Source organism: Butyrivibrio sp. XB500-5 (assembly GCF_003625505.1).
In the GTDB taxonomy this organism is placed as follows: domain Bacteria; phylum Bacillota; class Clostridia; order Lachnospirales; family Lachnospiraceae; genus Butyrivibrio.
This window is the reverse complement of the sequence record NZ_RAIS01000001.1, coordinates 451,557-472,043: the sequence shown is the minus strand read 5'-3', so window position 1 is coordinate 472,043 and position 20,487 is coordinate 451,557. Positions and strand designations below refer to the sequence as shown.

The 20,487-nt window shown below is 41.8% G+C and carries 22 protein-coding genes; 11 read left to right on the top strand and 11 right to left on the bottom strand.

All coding sequences use genetic code 11. The features are described from left to right. Nucleotides 1–10: 10 nt before the first annotated feature. A complete protein-coding gene (locus tag D6856_RS15530) occupies nucleotides 11–400 on the bottom strand; it encodes a DUF2752 domain-containing protein (RefSeq protein WP_120685533.1) in 390 nt (129 codons plus the stop codon). Nucleotides 401–495: 95 nt separating this feature from the next. Between D6856_RS15530 and holA the strand changes: the two genes are divergently transcribed. From holA to D6856_RS02095, 4 genes are all read left to right on the top strand, one after another. After that, nucleotides 496–1,509, top strand: a complete 1,014-nt coding sequence (gene holA, locus D6856_RS02110; RefSeq protein ID WP_120685532.1) for a DNA polymerase III subunit delta — start codon at nucleotides 496–498, stop codon at nucleotides 1,507–1,509. Nucleotides 1,510–1,582: 73 nt separating this feature from the next. Further along, nucleotides 1,583–2,227, top strand: a complete 645-nt coding sequence (locus D6856_RS02105) for a DUF1653 domain-containing protein (RefSeq protein ID WP_242948185.1) — start codon at nucleotides 1,583–1,585, stop codon at nucleotides 2,225–2,227. Between the two features lie 7 nt (nucleotides 2,228–2,234). Then, nucleotides 2,235–3,260, top strand: coding sequence for a glycosyltransferase family 2 protein (locus D6856_RS02100; protein WP_092249826.1), 1,026 nt, complete (start codon nucleotides 2,235–2,237; stop codon nucleotides 3,258–3,260). A 40-nt stretch (nucleotides 3,261–3,300) separates the two neighbouring features. Further along, a complete protein-coding gene (locus D6856_RS02095; RefSeq protein ID WP_120685531.1) occupies nucleotides 3,301–3,978 on the top strand; it encodes a phosphatase PAP2 family protein in 678 nt (225 codons plus the stop codon). An 85-nt stretch (nucleotides 3,979–4,063) separates the two neighbouring features. Here D6856_RS02095 and D6856_RS02090 read toward each other — a convergent pair whose 3' ends face one another. Beyond that, the gene (locus D6856_RS02090) at nucleotides 4,064–5,038 is read right to left on the bottom strand and encodes a diacylglycerol/lipid kinase family protein (RefSeq protein WP_092250863.1); all 975 of its coding nucleotides are present in this window, start codon (nucleotides 5,036–5,038) and stop codon (nucleotides 4,064–4,066) included. A gap of 132 nt (nucleotides 5,039–5,170) precedes the next feature. On the opposite strand from D6856_RS02090, the gene glyA reads away from it, so the two are divergent. The 5 genes from glyA (at nucleotide 5,171) to D6856_RS02065 (ending at nucleotide 10,815) form a co-directional block, all read left to right on the top strand. Further along, a complete protein-coding gene (glyA, locus tag D6856_RS02085; RefSeq protein ID WP_092250860.1) occupies nucleotides 5,171–6,409 on the top strand; it encodes a serine hydroxymethyltransferase in 1,239 nt (412 codons plus the stop codon). A 698-nt stretch (nucleotides 6,410–7,107) separates the two neighbouring features. Continuing rightward, nucleotides 7,108–8,397, top strand: a complete 1,290-nt coding sequence (locus D6856_RS02080; protein ID WP_120685530.1) for a glycoside hydrolase family 3 N-terminal domain-containing protein — start codon at nucleotides 7,108–7,110, stop codon at nucleotides 8,395–8,397. 11 nt (nucleotides 8,398–8,408) lie between these two features. Next, nucleotides 8,409–9,134: a polyphosphate polymerase domain-containing protein gene (locus D6856_RS02075; protein WP_120685529.1), complete on the top strand. Its 726-nt coding sequence runs from the start codon at nucleotides 8,409–8,411 to the stop codon at nucleotides 9,132–9,134. Next, nucleotides 9,131–9,802 (top strand): DUF4956 domain-containing protein, encoded by a 672-nt coding sequence (locus D6856_RS02070; protein ID WP_120685528.1) that lies wholly within the window; start codon nucleotides 9,131–9,133, stop codon nucleotides 9,800–9,802. Before D6856_RS02075 ends, D6856_RS02070 begins: the two co-directional genes overlap by 4 nt. A 197-nt stretch (nucleotides 9,803–9,999) precedes the next feature. Then, nucleotides 10,000–10,815 (top strand): hypothetical protein, encoded by an 816-nt coding sequence (locus tag D6856_RS02065; RefSeq protein ID WP_120685527.1) that lies wholly within the window; start codon nucleotides 10,000–10,002, stop codon nucleotides 10,813–10,815. A gap of 136 nt (nucleotides 10,816–10,951) precedes the next feature. On the opposite strand, the gene D6856_RS02060 is transcribed toward D6856_RS02065, so the two are convergent. The 9 genes from D6856_RS02060 to D6856_RS02020 all read right to left on the bottom strand — a co-directional run bounded on the left by D6856_RS02060 (nucleotide 10,952) and on the right by D6856_RS02020 (nucleotide 17,421). Next, entirely contained in the window at nucleotides 10,952–11,602 is a 651-nt protein-coding gene (locus D6856_RS02060) for a hypothetical protein (RefSeq protein WP_120685526.1), read from the bottom strand. A 22-nt stretch (nucleotides 11,603–11,624) separates the two neighbouring features. Next, nucleotides 11,625–12,290: a hypothetical protein gene (locus D6856_RS02055; protein WP_120685525.1), complete on the bottom strand. Its 666-nt coding sequence runs from the start codon at nucleotides 12,288–12,290 to the stop codon at nucleotides 11,625–11,627. A gap of 58 nt (nucleotides 12,291–12,348) precedes the next feature. Further along, nucleotides 12,349–12,969, bottom strand: coding sequence for a hypothetical protein (locus D6856_RS02050; protein ID WP_120685524.1), 621 nt, complete (start codon nucleotides 12,967–12,969; stop codon nucleotides 12,349–12,351). Between the two features lie 28 nt (nucleotides 12,970–12,997). After that, nucleotides 12,998–13,648, bottom strand: a complete 651-nt coding sequence (locus tag D6856_RS02045; protein ID WP_120685523.1) for a hypothetical protein — start codon at nucleotides 13,646–13,648, stop codon at nucleotides 12,998–13,000. Between the two features lie 27 nt (nucleotides 13,649–13,675). Further along, the gene (locus tag D6856_RS02040; protein ID WP_120685522.1) at nucleotides 13,676–14,362 is read right to left on the bottom strand and encodes a hypothetical protein; all 687 of its coding nucleotides are present in this window, start codon (nucleotides 14,360–14,362) and stop codon (nucleotides 13,676–13,678) included. Nucleotides 14,363–14,412: 50 nt separating this feature from the next. Then, a complete protein-coding gene (locus D6856_RS02035) occupies nucleotides 14,413–15,081 on the bottom strand; it encodes a hypothetical protein (RefSeq protein ID WP_120685521.1) in 669 nt (222 codons plus the stop codon). A 65-nt stretch (nucleotides 15,082–15,146) separates the two neighbouring features. After that, entirely contained in the window at nucleotides 15,147–15,818 is a 672-nt protein-coding gene (locus D6856_RS02030) for a hypothetical protein (RefSeq protein WP_120685520.1), read from the bottom strand. 74 nt (nucleotides 15,819–15,892) lie between these two features. Beyond that, the gene (locus D6856_RS02025; RefSeq protein ID WP_120685519.1) at nucleotides 15,893–16,468 is read right to left on the bottom strand and encodes a hypothetical protein; all 576 of its coding nucleotides are present in this window, start codon (nucleotides 16,466–16,468) and stop codon (nucleotides 15,893–15,895) included. 155 nt (nucleotides 16,469–16,623) lie between these two features. Next, nucleotides 16,624–17,421, bottom strand: coding sequence for a hypothetical protein (locus D6856_RS02020; protein ID WP_092250882.1), 798 nt, complete (start codon nucleotides 17,419–17,421; stop codon nucleotides 16,624–16,626). A 64-nt stretch (nucleotides 17,422–17,485) separates the two neighbouring features. Between D6856_RS02020 and thrC the strand changes: the two genes are divergently transcribed. Next, complete coding sequence (thrC, locus tag D6856_RS02015; protein ID WP_120685518.1) at nucleotides 17,486–18,979, top strand: threonine synthase; 1,494 nt, start codon at nucleotides 17,486–17,488, stop codon at nucleotides 18,977–18,979. Nucleotides 18,980–19,052: 73 nt separating this feature from the next. Continuing rightward, entirely contained in the window at nucleotides 19,053–20,423 is a 1,371-nt protein-coding gene (locus D6856_RS02010) for a citrate/2-methylcitrate synthase (protein WP_120685517.1), read from the top strand. Nucleotides 20,424–20,487: the final 64 nt, after the last annotated feature.

Below are 20,487 nucleotides of genomic sequence, written 5' to 3'. Positions count from 1 at the left end.
AAATCTCCTCCTAAAAAATATAATTAAGTAATTTATATATGAACCCGTTTTTGGGATCAAATCTAACTATCGCATCGTTCGCATCAAATAATCTGTATATATATATAACAAAATATAGAGCGATAATGTTGCATAGGATCAAGTTATATATTTTCTTTGGGATTCTCTTTTTATTAAGGATAACAATAGCAGCAGGTAAAGGAACCCAGAACAGCGGGTGGAACCTGAATGCCGACTTAAAATCAAGCAGAAGTGCAGAATGAACGCCTCTTGTCGTTCCGCAGCCGGGGCACGATACTCCGGTCAAGAATCTTATAGGACATCCTATACCGACAAAATGAAAAAAAACATATAGCGCAACCACCGCAAATACGGCTATCCATAAATCCTTGTTCTTCATAACATGCAAAGTATAACATAAAATGTCGAAAAGTTCTATTTGAGATGAGTTTTTTGAGCATCTATGATAACATTAAGGCTGGAGTGTGAATTGAAATGGCAGCAAAAACATCAGATTTTAAGGTAAAGCAAAAACAGCTTAATGAGGATATTACATCCGGGAATCTGAAGCAGTGCTATCTTGTCTACGGAGAAGAGGCGTATCTTCGCCTTCAGAACAGAGATAAGCTTGTAAAGGCAATGGGTGGAGATGCTTCATCCATGAATTTTACAAGATACGAGGGCGATGCTTGCGATCCCGCAGCCATCATAGATATGGCGGAGACAATGCCTTTTTTATCGGACAAAAGGGTTATCCTTGTCGAGAACAGCGGATTCTTTAAAAACGGATGTCCCGAACTGGCGGATTATTTAAAAGAGCCGGCCGAGGCCGCTTATTTTATCTTTGTTGAAAAAGAAGTCGACAGAAGAAAAGATATCTATAAAGCAGCAGCGAAGCTGGGGCTTGATATAAACTGCGACGAACAGGATGAAGATACGTTAAAGAGGTGGATAGCATCCAAGTTCAGGTCCGAGGGAAAAAACATTTCGGCCGGAGCGGTCGCTTTTTTGATCGACAGAGTCGGAAGCGACATGTCCAATATCAGCACGGAGATTGAAAAGCTTGTGTGCTATTGCATCGACAGAGATGAGGTTACAAACGCCGACATCGAGGCAGTGTGCGCGAACTGGATCACCAGCAGGATATTTGCGATGACCGACGCCATAGTCGAGAAAAACAGAAAAAAAGCGATAGATCTTTACTACGATCTTCTTGCGCTCAAAGAGCCGCCTGCCAAGATACTTGCACTTATAACAAGGCAGTTCAATTTGATGCTCCAGATAAAAGAGATGGATGAGAACAGGAAAGATAAGGGAACGATCGCAAGTGCGGTCGGACTTATGCCTTTTCTTGTCGGTAAGTATGTAGCTTGGGCCAAGAATTATTCATATAAAGAACTAAGAGATGCGCTTGAGCTATGTGCGTCCAATGACGAAGCCGTTAAAACAGGTAAGCTTGATTACGTTATCAGCGTTGAAATTGTCATTATAGGTTGCACGGGTAATTAAGAAAATGAATTTGAAAAACGGCTGCCCAAGGCTTATACTATAATTTGACGTTTCTCATAAAAGGAGGAGAGTTTTGAACAGACCAAGACCACAGGAAATATACAGACATTTCAAGGGGAATATGTATCAGGTGATAGCGATTGCCACGCACTCTGAGACAAGGGAAGAAATGGTTGTTTATCAGGCACTTTACGGGGACTACAAGTTCTATGTAAGGCCTCTTGATATGTTCATGTCTGAAGTTGACAGAAATAAATATCCTGAAGTAACGCAGAAGTACCGTTTTCAGAAAGTAGAGGTGTCCGAGAATACTACACCGAGTACTCAGCCCGAAGTGGTAACACCCCAAAGGGAAACTGTTTTACCTAAGATTAACGTTGCTCCCTCCGCACCGGCATCAAGTAAGGAAACTATCAGACAGAACTTTAGGAATGAGCCCTACAAGCCGTCCAAGGTCATGGAAAAAAGTGTCGACGAAGAAGCAGAGGATCTTCATCTTGATCCCCTCGTTATCAAGTTTCTTGACGCAGATCTCGCGGTTGAGAAAAATGATATTTTATCCAAGCTTCGTCCGATAATAACAAACGATATGATAGATATCATGGCTATGTCGATGGGCGTAGTCGTAAAGGAAGGCGATGTGCTCGACAGATATAACGATCTTCGCACCTGCCTTACCACAATGGAAAAATACGAAAGTACCAGATTAAGGAGCTAGTTTATTTATGAAATTACTTTCAATTGCGATTCCTTGCTACAATTCTGAAAGTTATATGGAGAAGTGTATAGAGTCACTTTTGGTTGGCGGTGAAGATGTTGAGATCATCATTGTCGATGACGGTTCCAAGGACAGAACCGCACAGATCGCCGACGACTATGCGAGCAAGTATCCGACTATCGTAAAGGCTGTTCACAAGCCCAACGGCGGACACGGAAGCGCCGTTAATGCAGGTATCGAGAATGCGACAGGTCTTTTCTTCAAGGTCGTTGATTCCGACGACTGGGTAAAAGAGATCGCGTATCGCAAGATTCTTTCCACACTTGCCGAGCTTGCAGGCGGTGATACACAGCTTGACCTTCTCATCAGTAACTTTGTTTATAACAAAGTTGGAGAGAAGAAACACAAGGTAATGCGTTATGCCAATATGTTCCCTATTGAAGAGCTCTTCACATGGAAAGACATTAAGAGAACTCCCAAGGGAAAATATCTTCTTATGCATTCCGTTATCTTTAGGACCAAACTCCTTCGCGAGTGCGGCCTTAAGCTTCCGGAGCACACATTCTATGTAGATAATATCTATGTTTATAACCCGCTTCCGTTCGTTAAGAACATGTATTATCTGGATGTGAATTTCTATTATTACTATATTGGACGTGAAGATCAGTCTGTAAATCAGAAGATCATGCTCTCACGTATCGACCAGCAGCTCAGAGTCAACAAGCTTATGATCGATTACTATGTAGAGAACATCGGAATGATCCGTTCACAGTGCGAAAGACACAAGTATATGTTCAATTATCTTGAGATCATCACGGCTGTATCATCGGTTCTTCTTATTACCGAGGATACTCCCGAGAATCTTGCCAAGAGAAAAGAACTTCTTGACTATATTAAGAGTAAAAGTTTCTTGCTTTATCTTAAAATTAGATATAGTATTGAAGGAACATATATTTATTTACCCGGAAAGGGTGGAAGAAAGATCACACTTGCAGGATATAAGCTTCTGCAGAAGATATTCCACTTTAATTGACGGGCCGCTTGTTTTTACAGAATTAGGGGAAAAAATAATCATGAAGGGAAAAATAAAGGTAAGAGAGTTATTACGTTTGGGATTACCGATACTTATGTATCTGCCCATATATGGAATTTGGTTCACGCTTTTGGAGAAACGCAGATTTTCGCATTACGCACTTATTCATACAACGCTAGATGATAAGATTCCGTTCTGTGAAGTGTTTATTATTCCATATCTTTTGTGGTTTTTATATGTTTCGGGTACCGTTTTGTATTTCTTGTTTAATATGGAAGTAGAAGATTATTACAAGTGCTTCATGTTCCTTGTGACAGGTATGACCCTGTTTTTACTTATCTCTACGGTATTTCCGAATATGCACCAACTTCGTCCCGAGGTATTTCCTAGGGATAACGTGTTTACGCGCATGATTGCCACGTTATATAAGACCGATACACCGACCAATCTCTGGCCGAGTATTCACGTATATAACTCGTTGGGCGCCATGATAGCGGTCAGACACAGTAAACGTATCAAAAAGGCAGGAAAGATATTCAGCGACATTCTGGGAGTGTCAATTATTCTTTCAACAATGTTTATCAAACAGCATTCGGTTTATGATGTACTTACGGCCTTCTTTATGGCCATCATATTCTATCTGGTATTTTATCATTCGACTGTTGTTGAGAGCTTTTGCAAAAAAAGAGAAGAGAAGCTTGCTTTTAGATACGAATAATTATGATCATAAAAAATGCGGTCTGCAGTTAATTCTGCAGACCGCTTATTATTTACATTAAGTACTTACAAATGAAAAAAACATATCAGTTCATAAGCTGTAGTTTTTGCTGTAAGCATTCAAGGGTGATGTTATCGGACTTTACCGAGACCTCGCCGTCCGTGTGAACCCACATGGGGATCATCGTCTTAACCGTAAATTTAGCTGTTCTGTATTTGTAAACACCCTTAAATATGTAATGTAATCCGAATATCGCAAAAGGAAGAGCAAGGAACATTTTGGGCCTTGGCAGGTCTCCGACTACGCACAGATCAAAGAGACCATCGGTCAGATCTGCTTTCGGAGCGAATCTGAATCCGCCGCCTTCGTGATGATGTATCATGGCGGTAATAAGCATAAAGTGAGAAAGATGCAGCTTCTTACCGTCTTCAAATTCGATATCACACGGTATCTTATCGGCTTTGATCAGCTGTTTTACGGCAATTGCACCGTAAGTCAGCTTTCCGAGTCCGATCTTATTAAGAAAATTCTTGGTTCCCGAAGAAAGTGCTTCTTCGCATACAGCGGCATCAAAGCCTATTCCGGAGCTGACGTCAAAATAGCGAACATTGCCGATCTCTTCACTGTGAAGCCTGGACATGGGAACGGTCTTGTTGTTATACGTAAGCTTTCCTATATCAAGAGTCCTTACAACCTTGCCGGCTGCGATTCTTTCAAGGAGTTCATCATATTCTTTTGGATAGGAGAGATCTCTGACAAAATCATTGCTCGATCCTATTGGGATAAAGCCGAGAATTATTCTGTCAAAATAATCGTGAATGCCGTTGATGGCTTCGTTGAGAGTTCCGTCGCCTCCAAGGACTATGACTCTTACCGGATATTCCATATCTGCGGGAGCATTTATGGTGAGCTTCTCCATGAGAGCCGTTGCGTCACCGGGGCCCTTTGTATAAGCCGCCTTGTAATCGATTGAGGCTGAAATAAGCTTGTCTTCAAGCCTATCCCATATTTCTTTTCCTTTTCCGGAACGTGCTGATGGATTAACTATGCAGTAGTACATACAATTCCTCTGTAAAAATTTTGATTAATCGAAAATATTATAGCATTTTTTGTCGTTGTGTGGTACGATATGCAAGATGTTTACTTTAATACATTAAATTGACGAAATATCATTATTTTTGGAGGAGCTAAGATGTATTCATTGGAAGAAGTTAAGAAAATCGATCCCGAAATTGCTTCCCTTATCGAAGCAGAGGTTGAGCGTCAGAACAACCACATTGAGCTTATTGCTTCAGAGAACTGGACCAGCAAGGCCGTTATGGCAGCTATGGGCAGCCCTCTTACCAACAAATATGCTGAGGGACTTCCGGGTAAAAGATATTACGGCGGATGCCACGTAGTTGATGAAGTTGAGAAGCTTGCAATTGAGAGAGCGAAAGAACTCTTCCACTGTGATTATGCCAATGTACAGCCTCACTCAGGCGCACAGGCCAACCTTGCTGTACAGTTCGCACTTTTACAGCCCGGTGACACCATCATGGGTATGAATCTTAGCCAGGGCGGACACCTTACACACGGAAGTCCGGCCAATATATCGGGAACTTATTTCAAGGTTATCCCTTACGGCGTAGATGAGAACGGTGTTCTTGATTATGAAGAGATGTACAAGCTCGCTGTAGAGAACAAGCCCAAGCTCATCATCGCAGGTGCTTCTGCATATTGCAGAACAATTGATTTCAAGAAATTCAGAGAGGCTGCAGATGCATGCGGAGCAATCCTCATGGTAGATATGGCTCATATCGCAGGTCTTGTTGCCGCAGGCGTTCATCCCAGCCCGTTCCCTTATGCTGACGTTGTTACAACAACAACTCACAAGACACTCAGAGGACCCAGAGGAGGACTTATCCTTTGGAACCAGTCAGCTCAGGACAAGTTCAAGATCAACAAGGCTGTATTCCCCGGAATCCAGGGTGGCCCTCTTGAGCACGTTATCGCAGCTAAGGCTGTATGCTTCAAGGAAGCTCTTACACCTGAGTTCACAGAGTATGGTAAGAAGGTTGTTTCCAACGCCAAGGCTCTCTGCGAAGGCCTCATGAAGAGAGGAGTGCAGATCGTATCAGGCGGAACAGACAATCACCTTATGCTTGTAGACCTCACAAACTTCGGTCTTACAGGTAAAGAGGTTGAGGCATGGCTTGATGATGCACATATCACAGCCAATAAGAACACTATCCCCAACGAGCAGCAGTCTCCTTTCGTTACAAGCGGTATCCGTCTCGGAACACCTGCCGTAACTACAAGAGGCATGAACGAAGAGGATATGGATCAGATCGCTGAGGCAATCGCAGTAGTTATCAAGAACAAGGGTGAGAAGAACGATGAAGCTCGCGCTATCATCAAGAAGCTCACAGACAAGTATCCTCTTGACTAATTATCTATTAGTACTAAAAAATTTCAGTAAATAATTTTAAGCCAAAATTGTTCGCATCTTAAATGTGTGACAATTTTGGCTTTATTTTTTCCCGCAATTACTCAACTTAACATTTGAAAAAGAGAATATGCAGAATTGATTATAATGAACATACAATTTAGAAAATACACAGATTATTTTACAATTATAAACTAATTATTCAAAATAAATAAAGATTTTGAGTAAAATGTATTGACAAATTGGAAGCCCGCCAATATAATGAAATCAGATAAAGGGATTAAGAAATATAAAAATACTTCTCCCGGATCGGTTAATGGGGAGAAAGAAAGGCAGGTACACTCCAAAGGGATAGGTTAGTTTAAATCTTCAAGGAAAGGATGGTACAGACCACCGGAAATTTTTAGTATTTAACTAAAATAATCGTTTTATCTAAGATGTAGAAAAACAGCACTTCCTGTACATGAAGGGTGGTTATGACAATATCAGTATCTTGCAACCACAGCATACGAGTGCAAATGTTAATGGAAAGACGTGCTGAGAGTTTAGGAGGACGGTCCATTGGACGAAGAAATATTTTTAGAAGATAAGTACTCGGTGTAAGGGCAGAAGTAGGTAACATAGATGAAGCTTCTGCCCTTTTGTTATGCCCTTTTTTATGATAAAATAGGTTGAAAAATATTGTGGCATACGGGGAAGATATGAGTAAATTTGATGAGCAAGAGTTTGATGAAAAGAGACTGGCACGTAGGCAGAGGAGGAAAAAGAGTCAGGTAACGGCCTTTGTTATTCTGGCACTTTTTATTTTAGTAATTGCCGGAGTGGCGGTTTTTTCTGTGTATTCGATAAAGAACTTACTTAATATTCCGGGTGGTGGCGGAGAGTCTGCTGAGGAAGCAGCAGGTGAAGCAAGTTCGGAGGAAGTTGTTATTGAGACCCCTGAGACTGTTGACCCGGAACCCGAAGAGATGACTGAAGAAGATATACTTAACGAGGTTGTAGACGGCTGTATTGCCGAGCTTTCGATAGAAGATAAAGTCGCAGGACTGTTTATAGTAACTCCCGAGCAGCTTACCGGCGTGGCTACGGCTGTCAAGGCAGGAAGCGGAACTCAGGATGCGCTTTCCAAGTACGCCGTGGGCGGTGTTTCTTATTTTGCCAAGAACATCAAGGATGAAGCCCAGATCACCGAGATGCTGGGCACAACGGCTTCTATGAGTAAATATCCCATATTTACAATTGTTTCCGATGAGGGCAAAAAAGGCGGTGTTACATCTAACATAAGCATTGAAGGAATAACAGATGTTACTGATCCGGATACCGCGAGCACTACATCTAAGGCACTTGGTGAGAAGCTTTTTTCATACGGATTTAACCTGGATATAGCTCCGAGTATCGATATTTCAGAGAACGGACTTTACGGAACAGACGCAGGTAGCGTAAAGGGAATAGCAGCTTCTTTTGCATCAGGTATCAAGGAGAGCGGAGTGGATGTCTGTGTAAGCTCTTTCCCGCTTAAGACGGATACGACCGCAGGTCTTACGGCTATAAGCAAGAGTAAGGATGAGCTTGCAGCCGGTGAATATGATATTTTTAAAGAGATAATTGAAAACAGCAATCCCGCTGCAATAATGATGTCCAATGCATCATTTGAAAATGCGGCAGGTGACAATACTCCTGCTTCTTTGTCTTCTGTTATGATAGATGAAGAGCTCAGAAACGGACTTGGATATGGCGGAATTGTTATTACGGGACCGCTTAACGAGGCTTCCGTGACAGAGTACTATACTTCCGGCGAGGCTGCGGTTAACGCAATCAAGTCGGGAGCTGACATGATCTATCTTCCCGAGAACTTCGAGGAAGCGTATAACGGCCTTCTTGAAGCAGTTAACAGCGGAAGTATCGACGAAGCAAGGCTTGATGAATCACTCAAGCGCATTTATAAAGTCAAATATGCCGACAAGGCAATGGAAATAATAGATAACAAGTAAAAGAGGGATATATGCGACAATTCAGAAATGAATGGAAATATCTCATAAACTACGGTGAGTACGAGTCATTGAAATGTCAGATGAAACCATATTTTCATCTTGATCCCAATGCCAAAGGTGACGGGTATCTGATCCGAAGCCTTTACTTTGACGATCTGTGGAATTCGGCTTATGAAGAGAAAGAAGTGGGCGTGTATTTCAGGAAGAAATACAGAATAAGGATCTACAATTTCTCCGACACGAGTATTAAGCTTGAAAGAAAGCTTAAGCAAGGAAGCTACATCTACAAGGAATCGGCATCGCTCACCCGCGATGAGGTATACAAGATACTAGACGGCGATTATGAATTTCTTTTGCATTCGGACAATAACCTGTGCAGAGAATTTTATTTTGAATGTATCAGTAATATGATGAGGCCGCGTGTCATAGTTGATTATGACAGAACACCGTTTATCATGGATGCGGGCACTGTCAGGATTACCTTTGACAAAAAAGTAAGAGCGGCGGTAGGAGGCTTTGATATTTTTGATGATTCGCTTCCTACGCTTTCGGCGCTTCCTTCCGATAAGCTTATCATGGAGATAAAATATACTGAATTCTTACCTAAGATAGTAAAAGAACTGGCTCCTCCTTCAAGAAGCGAATTTGTGGCAGCCTCAAAATATGTTCTTTGCTGTGATAAAACCAAATACTTATTTGATAATAACTACTATGCAGACGAGAGGAGTCTTATATGAGCGTTAAAGACGTAATAAGAAAATCTATTTTAAATTCGGATATTTATTCCACCTATGATCTCGGAAAGATAGCTCTTTCCCTTATAATTGCACTTATCATGGGCATGATCATCTATTTTGTTTACAAGAAATTCTATGCGGGAGTTGTTTTCTCCAAGAGCTTTGCGGTTACACTTATCGGAATGACGGTACTTACATGTATGGTCACACTTGCGATCAGCACCAACATCGTTATCTCACTCGGTATGGTCGGTGCGCTTTCTATCGTAAGATTTAGAACAGCGATCAAGGATCCGCTCGATCTTCTATATCTGTTCTGGGCGATCACGACCGGTATTACCGTTGGAGCGGGCATGTACTGGCTCACACTTGCATCGGCTGTGATCCTTATCATTATGATCGTATGCTTTTATGCCAAGGCTTCTACAGGTCAGGTATTTGTTGCGGTTATCCACTATGAGGGAACTGAAGCGGGCGATGATATCATGAAGGCTTTCGGTAAGGTTAAGCACTATCTTAAGTCCAAGACCCTTCGCGCCGGAACAACAGAACTTGCTGTTGAAGTATACGTTAAGAATGACGAATTTTCTTTTGAAGAAGAGATCAGAAATATTTCAGGGGTAAAAGATATTACGCTTATTCAGTACAATGGCGAGTATAACGGATGATATTTTATAAGCGATATGGTATATATTTTTATCTGAAATAAAGTTGCCGGTAAATAACGTTTTTTAGTCAAAAAAGTATTAAAAAACGTAAATTTAATACGAGTAAACATTTAAAAACACAATGACCTTGTTTACAATTAATGTGCAGGGATATTGTGTTTTTTTATTTTTACCGAAGTAGTGAAGGAGGCAACATTATGGCAGAAGTACATATGAACAGTCAGATGGCTGCGCCTATAAAAACAGGAGCCGAAGCGCCTGTTATACAGCGTCCCAAAACTAAAATTCCGGACAGAGTTAAGGAGTCTGAGAGGGCTCATGAAGATAGAATGCAGAAGCTTATTAAAGATGAGATCGCCAAAAGCCGGGATGATGTCAGGACTAAGGAGTACGGACCTGTTATAGCAAGGTCAAGTGACGGTGATACGGTCAGAGTCAAAAAGGATGAGCTTGAAGAAAGATATGAGCAGGAAAAGAGAGAAAGCGCTATTTACGATAAAGCCAGAAATGATTCCGGAAGAACCGGCGAAGAGGAAATTCCGGATGTTGAGCTTCCGGAGATAGAGCTTGAAGAATACGAGCCTGAGTTCGATTTTAAGCCCATTCCTTACGAGCCGGGAGAATTCTTGGAAAAGACCAAACAGGAGGCTATAAAGGCTCAGGATAGCGCCAGAGAGATATATAAAGAAGCTTCCATAGACGGAGCTAGTTCATCTACAGGTCAGGTAGGAAGCTATTCGGATTCCATGTTAAAAGAGATGTATCTTAAAGGCGATATTTCGCAGATCAGCTATGAACGCGAGATGGAGGCAAGAGAAGAGCAGCGTAAGGCCAGAGAGATGGATGAAAGGGCATTTTCTGCAGATATGGCTGAAGATGACGATAGGATCAGAGAGATGGAGAGAACAAGGGAAGTTATAAGAGATGTAGAAAACGGAGATGTTAATACTTCCGATGACGCACCGTCTCTTGATCAGAGGCTTCAGGCTATGCAAAACGCCGATGCGATGTAAATTATAATATAATAAATAAAGAGGACTAAAGAGCAGTGAACTCTTTAGTCCCTTATTTATGTGAAGGCATTGCAATTGCCATGCCGGTGTACTAACCGGATCTTCGGAATATATCGATCCGGGTGCCGAGTACCGTTTATTTCGATTTAGTGATCGCTTCTTCAGCTTCTTTACAGGTGTAATGGTATTCAATAACCTCATCATTATCAAAGGTGAAGAATAAAACGAATTTATCAAAATCATATTTATAACCGATTCCGTATTCACTTTTAAAAGTCTCATAATTATCGCCGTATGCATTAACTACATCTTCTTTTGGAGTTCCGACTCCGATATTCATAGATGTAACGACGCCTTTTTCTGAAACAGTGATAGATACCGGTGTTTCTTTCTTTTCTATATCAACAGTCTGCATTCCGATCTGATTTGAATCAAAAGAGTAGTAGTGATCTGCAAGATTTGGATCGCTTTGCGGATCGGGGGTTCCGAGTTTTTCAAGCACCTGGTCGGCACTGTCAAGAACCGAAACGGCCTTTTGATTGTAGTAAAATGTCGGATCGTCTTTTTCCATTGAAGTAGTTGTGGAAGTGATAAGCGGAGTTCCCATCGAGGAATAGCTTGATCCTGATTCGGAATTATCCTGAAGTGCTTCCTGAACTGCTTCGACTGTGGATTCATCTACCGTGAAGTCTTCGCTTGAAGCGATGACATCAGCTTCGGTCACGCCACAGCCGGTTAATATGAAAATAAATGCTGCGGTGATCGCAAATGTAGATAATCTTTTCATAATTACTCCTTTTTAGCCTATCTTAATCCCATTCATCAAATTTGGAGGCGGTAGATATGTTTTTGTAATTGATAGTGCATACCTTTCCGTTTTCAAATCCAAATATGATATCAAAACCGTCAAAACTGTAGCTAAGATCGCCGCTCTTGGTTTCTTCGGCTTCTCCATAGGCTGCTGTAACTTCTTCTTTTGTATTTCCTACTTTAATTCCTCTTGATGTGGAGATGCTGTCTGTCTCAACGTCAAGAATATATGGGTATTCGACTCCTTCTTCCTTTAATGCGTTGTAAGTGATCTCATTTTCACCATATATATACATTGATTGTAAGTCTGCGTTAACCGTAAGCTCAGGGTTAAATGCACCAAGGTTTTGCAAGATCCTGTCGTTATCGTTAAGAATGGATACTGTTTTTCCTTTGTAGACGAACTGATCTTCAGTGAGCTCTGAATTGACTTCTCCTGTATCTTCATCGGAGTTGTCATCTGATGTCGTATTTCCCTCATCGGCAGGAGAGGAGTCTGAGCTTTCTGCCTGTGAGGTAGTATCTCCTTCATCACTTGTTGAATCGGGACTGCTTATTGCTGTTGTGGATAGTTCAAGATTAGCAGGATCATGGGCTGTTTCCCCGCAGCCCATGAGCATAAGTATAACTGCCGATGCAATAGTAACGGTCGTTATCTTTTTCATATCTTTATCTCTTTCCTTTTTGTAAGCGTTAATATATAAGCGTTAATTTTGTCTTATGTCAGGTGGTCTTTGGCGCGTTTTTAATTCTGTCATAGTTCGGAGTATTGGTATATTGGATCGATAAGAGTTTTTTATCCTTCGGTGATACTTCGAAAGAAATGCTGTAGCCGTCAAACTCGTAAGTTAAATAATCAGAATTTTCGCTGATTTTTTCAGTGGGTTCTCCGTATGCCGCGATCACGTCATCCTCGGTGCTTTTGTTACTGATGCCCCTTGCGGTTTCAATGTCGCTTGAAGTATTAAGTATGTAAGCAACTAATTCTTCTCCGTCTATTTCAAAGGTATCCAATAATATATCGCCGCGTTTTTTACCATAGTCATATCTCTTGAATGCACCCCCCTTATCAAGATTTGAGCGCTCTTTATTATAATCGCCCAAATTTGCAAGTGATGTCTGGGTATCGTCAAGAATTGAGATGACATTATTGTTGTAGATGAACTGGTCATCGGTAAGCTCTGCTTTTACTTCACCTGCATCGGTAGAAGAGTTGGAGTCATCATAATTTAATGTTGAAGACGGTCCTTCAGCGTTTGTATCCGATCCGATTTCAACCTCTCCGCATCCCATAAGTGCAAGCACCATGGCAGATGAAATAATAATTGTCGATAGTTTTTTCATTTTTCTCTTTCCTAACTTTGTTTCGCTTTTAGTTGTTCTTATAAAAATCTTTTTGAACAGCGATATTGTAATAATAGATATGTACAACCTTACCTTCGTAAATTTGGAAGAATAACTGGAATCCGTCAAAATCGTAGGTTAAGTTTCCGGCTTCATCTTTTTTTGAAGGTTCTCCGTAAGCAGAGGTTACAGCATCAGGTGTGTCCCCGACTTTTATGCCTTTGGAAGTCTGAACCGAATCATTATGCAAAATGATCTCCAAAGGTGCTTCGGTTTCGCCGTTCGTGTAAGTGGTCATATCAACGGTAGCGGAATCATCATCGGCCTTACCAAATGAATAGTACGTAAGGTCTTTATCTTTGAAAATGTATCCGGGGATAGGCTCACCAAGTGCGTCATTTAAAGTTTTAATATCGCTTAGGATCGAAACTTCTTTTCCGTTAAAAGAAAAAGCGTCATCACTAAGATCCGATGCAGACATAACAGATATTTCCTTGGAGGAATCATCATCGGAACTTGAAGGATCGGTCGGTGTTTCAGCCTCCTCGGAAGCCGGTTCAACAGATGAAGTTCCTTTGTAGGATTCATCGATAGATCCGATTTCCTTCTCAGCACATCCCATAACCAGCATAACCATTACGTATGCAATACTTAGTGTCATAGCAATTCTTTTTTTCATTTTTTCTCTCTCCTCATATTGTTTTATTTATTGATTATCATATCTGGCGTTGTTGGCAGTATTGTTAAACCAATATTTCTCTACCTTTTTGTCATCGTCATACTTGAAATTGATTGAATAACCGTCAAGATCGTAGGTGGTAACATGTAGTTTTAATGGTTCTCCTTTGGTGTTCACGACGCCTTCACCATTGTCAACGTCTGTGGGTTCACCGTAAGCTGCTACGACTTCATCCTCTGTACTGCCGATTCCGATATCTTTTGAAGTCTTGATGTCACCTTTCCTAATATCAAGGGTCATCGGAAGCTCCTCGCCGTCAAGTTTTACTGTTGTGTACTCAATTGCTCCTGAAGCAAAAGAGTAGAAGATTGCATGACTTGCATCGGAGGAAGGATCACCGTCCGCGGGTCCCAAAGCATCAACAGCTGCCTGGTAATCATCAAGGATTGAAACCTTCTTGCCGTTAACTTCGATTGAAGCATCATCGGAAGCGGAAGAGTCTTCGGAAGAAACGCTTGATGCTGTGTCTGCATCGGTTGAAGTATCCGCATCGTCTGAGGTATCTGCAGTGTCGGTGGGGTTGCCGGGAGCAACTTCTTCAAAAGAAATCTCGCTTGTAGCGGGAGAGTTTTCAGAAGCTGCCTCTCCGCATCCCATAAGTGCGAGCATCATTGAGGATGCCATTATTATTGCCATAGATGTCTTTGTTTTCATCGGGTCTCCTTTTTATAAGCGTTTATTTTAATGGTTATAAGCGTTATTTCTTATGACCAAGAAACCATATCATGTGTTGCAGAGTTCTCATACATGATCGCATCTACAGTGTCCTTGTTTGAAAGGGGTAAAATTATCTTGTAATTGTCAAACTCGTATTCAATAATCTTGTGGTCACCGGATTCACTCTCCTTAGTCGGCTCACCGTATGCGGCGATAACATCATCTTTGCTGCTTCCGAACTTTATTCCCTTGGGTGTGGGAATTTCGGGATCTTTTATGGTGATCAAAAGAAGATTCTCTTTTCCGTCAATAACCAGGGTAGAAACTTCAATGCAAGCAAGGTGATAGTAATATCTTTTTTCGCCTAAATTCGGATTATCGTCAGCCGAATCTTCATAGGTATCATCGGGAGTACCGAGAGCGTCGATTACTGCCTGCGTATCATCCAGAATAGAGATAACTTTTCCTTTGTAGCTAAAAGAGCTATCGGATGTCGCTGCACTTGTCGTGCCTGATGCAGCCTCGGATGCGTCCGTAGATGCATCGGTGATACTGTCGGCTTCGGATTCGGGTGCCATGACATCTACAGAGATGCCGACATTTACTTCATTTAAATCAGCCCCGTCTGTAGCTTCACCTTCAGATGAACCACAGCCCATAAGTGCGAGCATCATTGCTGATGCCATTAAGATTGCCACTGTCTTTCTTGATTTCATATTTCCTCCTTTTATAAGTGTAAAAGCAAAACTGCCATTCCCTTTAAATAAGAGTTAAGAGCCAATCACTGTACAACTTTTGAGGATGTTTCGACGTTCTCGATTGTGATCCTGTCGACCTTTTCGTCATAGATATCGAATACGATATTGGTATCATCAAAGTTATATTCAATAGCGCTGAAAGTGTCATCGTGCACTTTGTTGGGCTCGCCGTAAGCTGCAATGACTTCTTCTTTGGAACATCCTACGCAGATGTTCTTTGGGGTCAGAATCCCGCATGCGATAACATAAATGCATTTGGGAAGTTCTTCGCCGTCAACTTTATATGTTTCAAGCTCGATCGCATGTGAATCGAAGCTGTATAATGCCTCGTTGGTATATAGGCTTGTCTGTTCGGAATCTTTTTTTCCGAGAGCCTTAAGTGTAGTATCAACATCGTTTAGTACCGAGATCACATTTCCCTTATATAGAAAAGAATCATCGGGAAGGGAAGCGTAAGCGGTAGAAGTATCAGGCTTGATCACGGATTCTGTTGAGGCCTCTGCATTTGCGGCAAGATCAGCTGATATTCCGACTGAAGGCATGTCTGCGAGCCCGGTTGATACACCGGCATCAATACCGGTAGTAGGGCCTGTTGTGTTTTCGGGAGAGGACTCTGATGAGGTTGTTCCGCATCCCATAGCTGTCAGCATAATTGCTGAAACGGTTAATAGTGCTGCAATCCTTGTTCTGTTCATATCTCCCTCCTTTTATAAGCGAAAGTCTTTCCTTTGGTAAACGTTACTTCTTCCCTTTGATAAGCGCTAAGCGCTTAACTAAATGCTGTTTTTGAATGATAATAGCTGTTTGTGTACAGAACCATATCGACTTTTGCTTTTGTATCATCAAATCTAAATGTGATGTTATACGTGTCGAATTGGTATTCTATTGTATATATCAACCCGTCATCTGTTTTGGTGTCGGGATCGCCGTAGGCGCCTGTTATCTCATCCTTGGTACTTCCTACGCCTACATCTCTGGAAGTTTTGATATCGGGTGAAAAGATTCCGATATCTACAGGTGCTTCCTTGCCGTCGATTACATTCGTTGCAAAATCAATCTTTCCGTTATCAAATAAATAGTTTTTGTAATCGCTGCCTGTACTTGATTTATCTGCATCGTAATCCCCGAGATAGCCAAGTGTGATAGCAGCATCATTCAATATTGAAATCTTGTTTCCGTTATATAGGAAAGCATCATCTGTAAGCTCGTGAGTATTATCCGGATCGCTGTCAGATGCTTCTTCAATTTCCGTGGTGTCCTCCTCTGTGGCTGAATTACTGCAGCCTACAATCGTGATCATCATGGCAGATGCTAACAAAAGTGTGGATATAGTTCTTTTTATCATGTCGTTCCTCCCGAAGTAAGCATCTTTCCTTTTACAAGCGTTAAGTGTATTAGTAATGCTAGTACACTTATATCACATTTCGACGTGAGTGTCAATGAATAATTACAAAATAATTAAAAATTAAGAATTTAAAAAATGGGAAAAAGAGGGCAGAGTTAGCCCTTTAAAGAGTAGATTTTATCTGATATTTTTACTTTGAGATATATCTCGGCATACTGGGATGCGGAGACCTCTTCGACGTAATTTTGGATGAAATTTCTGTTAATTCCATTTTTAATAAGAATGTCGGCCGCTTTGTTGTATGCTATGGCTGCCTCAGCCTCAGATGCATACTTGCCAACAACATAGTTGCTTCTTATATGTATAACGGTCTTGTATTTAACAAGTCCTTTTTCGGCAAACTGTCTTACACCGTGGTATCTGTTTAGGATAATGATGTTTTCATAGCGAAGATCGTAAGGATCGTCGTTGGCAAAAAGATAGTCGCGTCCCCTCACGGAGTAGCTCTTTATTCCGTATCTTCCCAGAACTGACAACTGGCTTCCGTAATCGGCAACAAAAAGATGAGAGCCTCGTTTCATTATTTTATGTGATGAATAATAAAAGAGATCCTCTATATCAAACTTATACGCAATGCCGGGAGAAATATAATAAAGAAAGAATTTCTTTTCAAGGTAGATCGGAGTGGATATGTACATGCCCTTGTCTCTGTAATTGATAAGCGTGACGAATTTATCGAAGGGCAGAGCATACTCTTTTTTGTAGGAAGAGATACCGATCTTATCCGATGAAAGTATTTTTAGAGCTTCTTTATAGACCTTGGCTGCCGTTCCTTTTACAGGGAAAGAACCAAGGGAAATGTGTTTGCCTTTATAGGTTATTGATGCTCTGTAGGAAGGGGTTCCGTCCTTAAGTGAGGTAGCGTAAACCCCGAGAGATTTATTTTTTTTCACACAAGAACCTCTTTTATGATATACTTTACGGGAATATTGTATCAATAAAAGAGGAGTAAAAGCAATGGCAAAGGAAGTATTGTATAGTAGCACCAGAGGCGCACAGGGCCGGATTAAGGCTTCTGAAGCGATTCTTAGAGGACTCGCACCGGACGGAGGATTGTATGTTCCGGATCATATACCGCATCTTGAAAAGAGCCTTAGAGAGATCTCAGAGCTCGATTACCAGGGAACAGCTTATGAAGTAATGAAGCTTCTTCTTACGGATTACACTGAGGAAGAGCTTAAGTATTGCATTTCTCATGCATATGATTCCAAGTTCGATACCAAAGAGATAGCACCTATTTCGGAAGCAGACGGCGCATACTACCTTGAGCTTTATCACGGAGCCACAATTGCTTTTAAGGATATGGCACTTTCAATCCTGCCTTATCTCATGACAACTGCAGCTAAGAAGAACAACGCCAAGAACGAGATCGTTATTCTCACGGCTACCAGCGGAGATACAGGAAAGGCTGCACTTGCGGGTTTTGCCGATGTTCCGGGAACAAGGATCATCGTATTTTACCCCAAGCACGGTGTAAGCCCCATTCAGGAACAGCAGATGGTTACTCAGAAGGGTGACAATACCTGCGTTATCGGAATTGAAGGAAACTTTGACGATGCTCAGACAGGAGTTAAGAAGCTCTTTACCGACCCCGAGCTTGCTAAGCAGATGGATGCCAAGGGATTCCAGTTCTCATCTGCAAACTCGATCAATATCGGTCGTCTTGTCCCTCAGATCGTATATTACGTATACTCATACGCTAAGCTCCTTAAAGAGGGCAGGATTGCGGATGATGACAAGATCAACGTTGTAGTTCCCACAGGTAACTTCGGTAACATCCTTGCAGCATACTATGCTAAGAATATGGGCGTGCCGATCGGAAAGCTTATCTGCGCATCCAACTCAAACAAGGTACTTTTCGACTTCTTCCAGACAGGAGAATACGACAGAAATCGTGATTTCGTGCTCACAGCTTCTCCTTCAATGGATATTCTTATCTCATCTAACCTTGAGAGACTTATCTATCACATCTCAGGCGACAGCGCATCCAAGGATGCTGAGTACATGAAGCAGCTCACTGAGACAGGTAAGTATGAAATAACAGATGATATGAGATCTAAACTTGTCGACTTCTTTGGCGGATTCGCTACGGAGGAAGAGACATTTGATACGATCAGAAAGGTATTCGACAAGACAGGATACCTTATGGACACACATACAGCAGTTGCCGCTTCTGTTTACGGCAAGTATGTGAATGAGACGGGAGATAAGACGGTTACTGTAATTGCGTCTACCGCAAGCCCCTTCAAGTTTACAAGAAGCGTCATGAACGCACTTGGAAAGGGCGATGACAGCAAGGATGATTTCGCGCTTGCTGATGAGCTTTCCGCAGTATCGGGCGTTGCCATACCCGATGCGGTTTCATCTATCAGAACAGCCGAGATCAGACACAAAACAGTTGTCGATAAGACGGAAATGGAGAAGGCAGTTAAGAATTTCCTGGGCATGTAAAAAGAAAAGTCGCGAGAATCCGCATATTTATTGCGCGATATTCTCGCGCATACAATAAAATACGGAGGTGCGAATGGAAAACGGAAAGAATATTTACTCAGAAAACACACCGCAGATTATTGAACTTGCTAAACTTTCAGAAGATGCAGATCAGATAGAAAATGAGCTTTTTTACAAATACGATGTCAAAAGAGGTTTAAGAGACCTTAACGGTAAGGGCGTTCTTACCGGTCTTACTCGTATTTCTGAGATAATTGCCAAGGAGGAAGTTGACGGCAAGAGCATTCCCAAGGACGGAGAACTTTACTTTAGAGGATATGACGTAAAAGATCTTATCAATTCAGCTACTGAAGATAAGAGATTTGCTTTTGAGGAGTGCGCGTATCTGCTTCTTTTTGACAAGCTTCCCGATAAAAAGGAGCTTGGTGATTTTAATAAGCTTCTGGGCTTTTACAGATCCCTTCCAACAAGCTTTGTGAGGGATATTATCATGAAGGCTCCCAGTAAGGATATGATGAACACGCTTGCAAGGAGTGTACTTACGCTTTACTCCTATGATGACCTTGCAGATGATACATCACTTCCGAATGTACTTAGGCAGAGCCTGCAGCTTATAAGTCTGTTCCCGCTTTTATCTATCTACGGATATCAGGCTTATAATCACTATCACGAAGGAAACACATTATTTATTCATCCGCCTATTGAGAGCCTTTCTACGGCGGAGACTATATTGCAGCTGCTTAGACCTGACAGCAAGTACACTGAGCTGGAGGCAAGGCTTCTTGATATCTGCCTTGTGCTTCACATGGAGCACGGTGGTGGTAACAATTCATCCTTTACAACTCACGTTGTAAGCTCCAGTATGACGGATACCTATTCCGTTATCGCTGCTGCTATCGGATCTCTCAAAGGTCCCAGACATGGTGGAGCCAATATCAAGGTTGTTCATATGTTTGATGATATTGAGGCCAATGTCAAGGATTGGGAAGATGAAGAGGAACTTTCAGCTTATCTTGACAAGATATTAAATAAACAGGCATTTGATAAGGCAGGTCTTATCTATGGTATAGGTCATGCTATTTATTCCAAGTCTGATCCGAGAGCTCTTATATTAAAGAGCTTTGTTGAGAAGCTTGCGGTAGAGAAGGGCAGGGAAAAAGAGCTTGCGCTGTACGAAGCGGTTGAGAGGCTTGCGCCCAAGATTATCAGCGGAGAGAGAACCATGTACAAGGATGTCAGTGCCAACGTGGATTTCTATTCCGGTTTTGTATACAGGATGCTTGATCTTCCTGAGGAGCTTTATCCCACTATCTTTGCTATGGCGAGAATCGTAGGATGGAGTGCGCACCGAATGGAGGAGCTTGCCAACAACGGCAAGATTATCCGTCCCGCCTACATGGCAATCGAGCCCCGAAAGGACTACGTGCACATGGAGGACAGGTAAGACCGGCAGACAGGCGAACCGCGCCCGATATGGTAGATATCGTTTCGACGGTAGGATAATGGCT